This window comes from Pseudomonas sp. NFACC45, from assembly GCF_900113505.1.
GTDB classification, from domain to species: Bacteria; Pseudomonadota; Gammaproteobacteria; order Pseudomonadales; family Pseudomonadaceae; genus Aquipseudomonas; species Aquipseudomonas tehranensis.
On the sequence record NZ_FOPO01000016.1, the window covers coordinates 125,549 to 132,231 of the forward strand.

Here is a 6,683-nt window from a genome sequence, read left to right on the forward strand (position 1 = left end):
GGGCCCCTCCTCACACCTGTCATCCATTGGATACGAGGAAACTTGCCATGCTTGGATTCCTTCTGCGCCGCCTGGGCATCGCAATTTGCGTTGCCATTACCGTGTCGGTGATCAGCTTTTCTCTTTTGCACCTGTCCGGCGACCTGGCCACAGCCATTGGCGGACCGGAAGCCACCAGCGAACAGATCGAACAGATCCGCGTGCAGTACGGTTTGAACAAACCGCTGCCGACCCAGTACTTCAACTGGCTGGGCGATTTGCTGCGGCTGGACCTGGGCAACTCTTTTTTCTTTCAGGAGTCGGTCTACAACCTTGTTGCCAGCCGCTTGCCGATTACCCTCGGGTTAGGTGCCATGGCGCTGGGTATCGCCTTGCTGGTGGCGATTCCACTGGGCGTGCTGGCGGCGGTCAAACGCGACACCTGGGTTGATCGACTGGCCTTGAGCATCGCGGTGCTGGGTCAGGCCATGCCAAGTTTCTGGTTTGCGCTGATGTTGATCGTGGTGTTCGCGGTGACGCTCAAATGGCTGCCGGTGTCCGGCAACTCGACCCTGCTGCACTTCGTCATGCCAGCCATCGCCTTGGGCTACTACGCCACGCCGGCAATCATGCGTCTGACCCGCGCAGGCATGCTGGATGTACTCAGTTCCGATTACATCCGCACCGCCCGCGCCAAGGGCCTGCGCCCTGCCCGTGTGCTGTTCAAGCACGCCCTGCGCAACGCCTTGATTCCGGTCGTCGCGCTGGCGGCGGTGGAGTTCGGCTTCATGCTCGGCGGTTCGGTGGTGATCGAAACCGTGTTCTCCCTGCAAGGCATCGGACAACTCGCCTGGGACGCTATCGCCCGTGACGACTTTCCGGTGGTACAGGCCGTGGTCCTGCTGATTGCAGTGATCTACATCATCCTCACCTTGCTGGCCGATGTGCTCAACGCACTGCTCGACCCGCGCATTCGCGTGCGCTAGGAGGCTTACATGAGCACCCCCACGACCCTCGCGATCAATGACTACCTGCCACCCCCGAGCAGCCTGAGCCGAGTACTCGGCAAGAGCTTTCGTCATCGTGGTTTCGCCATCGGCGCGGTGTTGTTGCTGATCATCTTCGCCGGTGCGCTGTTCGCGCCGTGGCTGGCACCTTACGACCCTTATGCGCAAGACGTGATGCTGCGCATGAAACCGCCGGTATGGATGGCCAACGGCACCTGGGAATACGTCCTGGGCACCGACAAGCTGGGCCGTGACTACCTGTCGCGACTGCTCTACGGCGCACGTATTTCGCTGTTCATCGGCATTGCGGCGGCGCTGATTTCCGGCTTTATCGGCACCGTCATGGGGCTGTTGGCCGGTTATTACGGCGGCAAGGTCGATGCGTTTATCAGCTACCTGATCACCACCCGGCTGGCGATGCCGGTGGTGATGGTCGCGCTGGCCTCGGCCTCGCTGATGGGCGGCTCACTGAAAGTGGTCATCGTGCTGCTCGGCTGCCTGTTATGGGATCGCTTCGCGGTGGTGGTCAGGGCTTCGGTGCAACAGATTCGCGATGCTGAATATGTGGCCTCGGCCCAGGCGCTTGGCTGCTCGACCCTGCGCATTCTGGTCAGTGAAATTCTGCCCAATCTGGTCGGCGCGCTGATCGTCGTCGCGACGCTGGAAATGGCCCACGCGATCCTGCTGGAGTCGGCCTTGTCGTTCCTCGGGGTTGGCGTGCAACCGCCGACGCCGTCCTGGGGTTTGATGATCGCTGAAGGCAAACCCTACATGTTCTTTTCCCCATGGGTCATCGCCATTCCCGGCGTCGCCCTGATGGTTCTGGTGCTGGGCATCAACCTGGTCGGCGACGGCCTGCGCGATCTGATCCTGCCCGACGGCCGCAATTGATAGAGGGCACCGAACAATGGCACTACTCCATGTTGAAAACCTGCGCGTGGACATCCCCATGGGCAACAGCCCGACGCCAGATGACATGCTGCATGCCGTGCGCGGTCTGGATTTTGAAGTCGAGCGCGGGGAAATGCTGTGTATCGTCGGCGAATCCGGCTGTGGTAAATCCCTGACCTCGCTGGCGCTGATGGACCTGTTGCCCCGCAAGGCCAAACGCACCGCGTCCCGGCTGACGCTGGACGGCATCGACATGCTCGGCCAGAGCGAGCGGCGCATGTGCGACCTGCGCGGTAACCGGCTGGCGATGATCTTCCAGGAACCGATGACCTCGCTGAACCCGGCCTACAGCATTGGCGATCAGCTCAGCGAAGTGCTGACTCAGCATCGCAAGGTGTCACGCAAGGATGCCCTGGCGCGCGCCGCGCAGATGCTGGAGAAAGTCGGTATCAGCAACGCTACCGAACGCTTGCGCCAGTACCCGCATCAACTGTCTGGCGGTTTGCGCCAGCGGGTGATCATCGCCATGGCGCTGATGTGCGAACCGGACCTGATCATCGCGGATGAACCCACCACGGCACTGGACGTGACCATCCAGGCGCAGATCCTGCGCTTGATCCGCGACATTCAGAAAGAGTTCGGCCTGGCGGTGATTTTCATCACCCACGACCTTGGGCTGGTGGCACGGATCGCCGATCGGGTCGCCGTGATGTATGCCGGGGAAATCGTCGAAACCGCCCCTGCCCTGCAACTGTTCGAAAACCCACAGCATCCGTACACCCGTGGTCTGCTGGCCAGTATTCCAATCCCTGGCCGGACCCAACCGGGTGCGGCGCTGGGTTCGATTCCAGGGCTGGTACCGAGCCTGGTGGGCGAACAGCAAGGTTGTGCGTTCCGCAATCGTTGCGCCCAGGCGATAGCGGCCTGCGCGCAAGACATCCCAGAAGTCGAACAGGACGGCCACATGGCGCGCTGCCTGTTCGCCGCACCGGACCCGGCACCGATTCGCCTTCAGGAGAGTGCACGGTCATGAAAAAAGACATCGCGTTGGAGCTGTGCGACATCCGTCGCGAGTTTCGGATCAACAAGGGCTTTTTCAAACCCGCCGCCACCCTGAAGGCCGTCGATGGCGTTTCCCTGCGCCTGATGCGTGGCGAGACCCTCGGTCTGGTAGGCGAGTCCGGTTGCGGAAAAAGTACCCTGGCAAAGATGTTGCTCGGTCTGTTACCGCCCACCAGCGGCGATGTGCTGGTCAATGGCAAACATCTGGCGGCGACTGATCGCAAGGCAATGTCCCGGCACATCCAGCCGATATTCCAGGACCCGTATTCCTCGCTGAACCCACGCAAGACGCTGCGCGAAATCGTGACCCTGCCGCTGATCGTGCATGACATTGGCAGCCCCGCCGAGCGGCGCAAGAAGACCGAAGAGATGCTCGATGTGGTCGGCCTGCCCAAACGGGTCATCGACAGCTATCCGAGCCAACTGTCTGGCGGCCAACGGCAACGGGTGGCCATTGCCCGGGCGTTGATCATGCGCCCTGATGTGTTGATCTGCGACGAACCCACCTCGGCGCTGGATGTGTCGGTGCAGGCGCAGATTCTCAACCTGCTGCAAGACCTCAAGCGCGAATTCGGCCTGACCTATCTACTGATCAGCCATAACCTGGCGGTCATCGAACACCTCGCCGATCGGGTCGCGGTGATGTACCTGGGGCGCATCGTCGAAGAACGCACTCGCGAATCGTTGTTCGCCAAACCTGGCCACCCGTATACCCGCGCCTTGCTGGATTCGGTGCTCACGCCCGACCCGCGCCTGGGCATTCCCGATATCGGCCTGCACGGTTCCTTCCCCAATCCGATGTCACCGCCGCCCGGTTGCGCCTTCCATCCGCGCTGCCCGAGCTGCTTCGCCCCCTGCAAAACGGCCTACCCGGCCAAAGAGCCGATTATCGGCGGCAACGTGCGTTGTCACCTTCACGACAATCCTGCCCAAACACTGGAGCTCGTCCACTCATGAGTCGTTCACTGGCCATCAGCAACACCACAGAGCAGTTTGATAACGGCGCATTTTTCAATCTGCTCGAACGTAGCGTCGCCTTGCACACCGAAAGCCAGGCAACGGACAGCCGGCCCGAGTTGTATCGCTACCTTAATGACTTCATCACCCCGCATGTCGAGGCGATGGGCTTCAGCGTCAAGATCTACGACAACACGGTGGCAGAGCGCGGCCCCTTCATGATCGCCACGCGCATTGAACATCCAGAACTGCCGACCGTGCTCAGCTACGGCCACGGTGATGTGGTGCGCGGCTATGAAGCGCAGTGGCGTGAAGGCCTGTCGCCGTGGCAGGTCGTTGCTGAAGGCGATCGCTGGTACGGCCGCGGCACGGCGGATAACAAAGGCCAGCACCTGATCAACCTGACCGCGCTGGAGCAAACGCTCAAGGCGCGCGACGGCAAGCTGGGGTTCAACGTCAAACTGCTGCTGGAAATGGGCGAAGAAGAAGGCTCACCGGGCTTGAATGCGTTCTGTGCCGCCCACACCGAAGAGCTTGCCGCGGATATTTTCATCGCCTCGGACGGCCCGCGCCTGGCGGCCTCACGACCGACGATTTTTCTCGGTTCACGCGGGGTGTTCAACTTCGAGCTGGTGGTCAATTTGCGCGAAGGCGCTCATCACTCTGGCAACTGGGGCGGGTTGCTGGCCAACCCTGGCATCATTCTGGCCAATGCTATCGCGAGCATGGTCGATGAACACGGTCGGGTGAAAGTGGCGGGCCTGATGCCCGAGACACTGCCTGAGCCGGTTCGCCAGGCACTGGCCGATATCGACGTCGGTGGCGGACCGGGCGATCCGCAGATCGACGCCAACTGGGGCAACCCGGAACTCTCGCTGAGCGAAAAAGTGTTCGGCTGGAACACCCTCGACGTCATCGCCTTCAAGACCGGCAACCCGGACGCCCCCGTGCACGCGATCCCCGGCAAGGCCAACGCCCATTGCCATATCCGCTTCGTGGTGAACAGCGACTACACGACCTTCATCCCGGCGGTGCGCGCCCACCTGGATGCTCATGGTTTCAGCAATGTCGAGGTCAAGCAAAGCCGCATCGACGTGATGCATGCCACTCGGCTGGACCCGCAAAGTCCATGGGTCAGTTGGGCGCTCAGCTCCTTGGCACAGACCACCGGCAAAAAACCTGCGCTGCTGCCAAACCTCGGTGGCTCGCTGCCCAACGATGTGTTCGCGGACGTGCTCGGCCTGCCCACATTGTGGGTGCCGCACTCGTACCCGGCCTGCTCACAACATGCGCCGAACGAGCACTTGCTGGCACCGGTGGTCAAGGAAAGCCTGCAAATCATGGCCGGGCTATTCTGGGACCTGGGCAACGATGCGGCACGCCTGACCCAGGAACATCAGTCGCGGGAGCAGGCACAATGAGCGCCACGCCACAACAGGCGCTGGACTGGCTTGCCGACCAGCGCCAGGCCATGGAAGCGCTACTGCAGCGTCTCGTCGACACCGACTCCAACAGCTATGACAAAGCGGGCGTCGACGCGGTGGGGGCGCTGCTCGCGGCTGAACTGGAAGCCGACGGCATCCTGCTCAAGCGCATGCCGGTGGAGGGTTTTGGCGACGTGCTACTGGCCGAAGTACCAGGCGAATCTGGAAAGCCAGTGTTGCTGCTGGGCCATCGCGACACGGTGTTCCCCCAAGGCACCACCGCGACGCGCGGCTACAGCTGCGATGGCAACCTCGCCTTTGGCCCCGGCGTCGCCGACATGAAAGGCGGCCTGGTGCTCAATTGCTTCGCGCTCAAGGCACTCAAGCGCGCTGGGGCGTTGCCCTATCCGGTGCAGGTTCTGTACACCGGTGACGAAGAAATTGGCTCCGGTAGCGCCAGAATCCATATCGAACACGCCGCCCGTGCCGCCCGCGCCGTGCTCAATACCGAACCCGGCCGTGCCAGTGGAAACGTGGTCAGCGCCCGCAAAGGTGGCGCCACGCTGATCATCGAAGTCTTCGGCCGCGCGGCCCATGCTGGGGTCAACCATGCCGACGGAGCCAGCGCCATCGAGGCCCTGGCACGCAAGATCGTCAAGCTGCATGCCTTGACCGATTACCCGGCAGGCATCACCACTAACGTTGGCCTGATATCCGGGGGCACGTCCAGCAACACCGTCGCGCCGAGCGCCTCGGCCCGGCTGGACGTGCGCTTTATCGAACTCAAGCACTGGGATCAAATCTTTACCGCAATCCTGGCCATCGTCGCCGAAGAAGAACTGATCGGCACCCACGCCATTCTCAAGGAAGCGACGACCTTTCTACCCATGGAAGCCCAGCACAGCGAACGGCTGCTGCACATCTACCAACAACAAGCGCTGGCGCTGGGTTTCAGCGTCGAAGGCGAGTTCACTGGCGGTTGCGCCGACTCCGGATTCACCGCCAGCCTGGGCATTCCCACCCTGTGTGGCCTCGGCCCGGTGGGTGGCAAGGTCCACACCGATCGCGAATACCTGGAACTGGACACGCTGGTGCCTCGCGCCCAGGCCTTGGTGGCGACCATTCTGGCTGTTGGTGAGAGCAGTTGAGATAACGGGGCGTCGAGATCAAAGTCCAAAGCAAGAACAACAGCAGGACACACGTCCAGCCTCTATGTAGCTGAACCACCGCCTTCGCGAGCAAGCCCGCTCCCACAGGGGCCGCGGGTGTTCACAGCATCTGCACACAACACAAAAAACATGTGGGAGCGAGCCTGCTCGCGATGAGGCCAGCAAGCCCAACATCCATGTGACTCAACCACCGC

The 6,683-nt window shown here is 62.0% G+C and carries 6 protein-coding genes; all 6 read left to right on the forward strand.

Features of this window, described 5'->3' with window-relative positions; translation table 11 throughout:
* Nucleotides 1-47 precede the first annotated feature (47 nt).
* From BM132_RS26110 to BM132_RS26135, 6 genes are read left to right on the forward strand one after another with little or no spacing between them, the layout of a single operon-like run.
* On the forward strand, nt 48-965 hold the full coding sequence (locus BM132_RS26110) for an ABC transporter permease (protein WP_024077467.1): 918 nt from the start codon (nt 48-50) through the stop codon (nt 963-965).
* 9 nt (nt 966-974) lie between these two features.
* A complete protein-coding gene (locus BM132_RS26115) occupies nt 975-1,877 on the forward strand; it encodes an ABC transporter permease (protein ID WP_092394439.1) in 903 nt (300 codons plus the stop codon).
* Between the two features lie 16 nt (nt 1,878-1,893).
* On the forward strand, nt 1,894-2,910 hold the full coding sequence (locus tag BM132_RS26120; RefSeq protein ID WP_092459695.1) for an ABC transporter ATP-binding protein: 1,017 nt from the start codon (nt 1,894-1,896) through the stop codon (nt 2,908-2,910).
* Nucleotides 2,907-3,896 carry an ABC transporter ATP-binding protein gene (locus tag BM132_RS26125; RefSeq protein ID WP_092394445.1) on the forward strand — a complete coding sequence of 330 codons (990 nt, stop codon included), beginning with the start codon at nt 2,907-2,909 and terminating at the stop codon, nt 3,894-3,896. The genes BM132_RS26120 and BM132_RS26125 overlap by 4 nt, the downstream gene beginning before the upstream one ends.
* Entirely contained in the window at nt 3,893-5,317 is a 1,425-nt protein-coding gene (locus BM132_RS26130) for a M20 family metallopeptidase (RefSeq protein WP_092459697.1), read from the forward strand. Before BM132_RS26125 ends, BM132_RS26130 begins: the two co-directional genes overlap by 4 nt.
* Nucleotides 5,314-6,468, forward strand: coding sequence for a M20 family metallopeptidase (locus BM132_RS26135; protein WP_092459699.1), 1,155 nt, complete (start codon nt 5,314-5,316; stop codon nt 6,466-6,468). The genes BM132_RS26130 and BM132_RS26135 overlap by 4 nt, the downstream gene beginning before the upstream one ends.
* Nucleotides 6,469-6,683 lie beyond the last annotated feature (215 nt).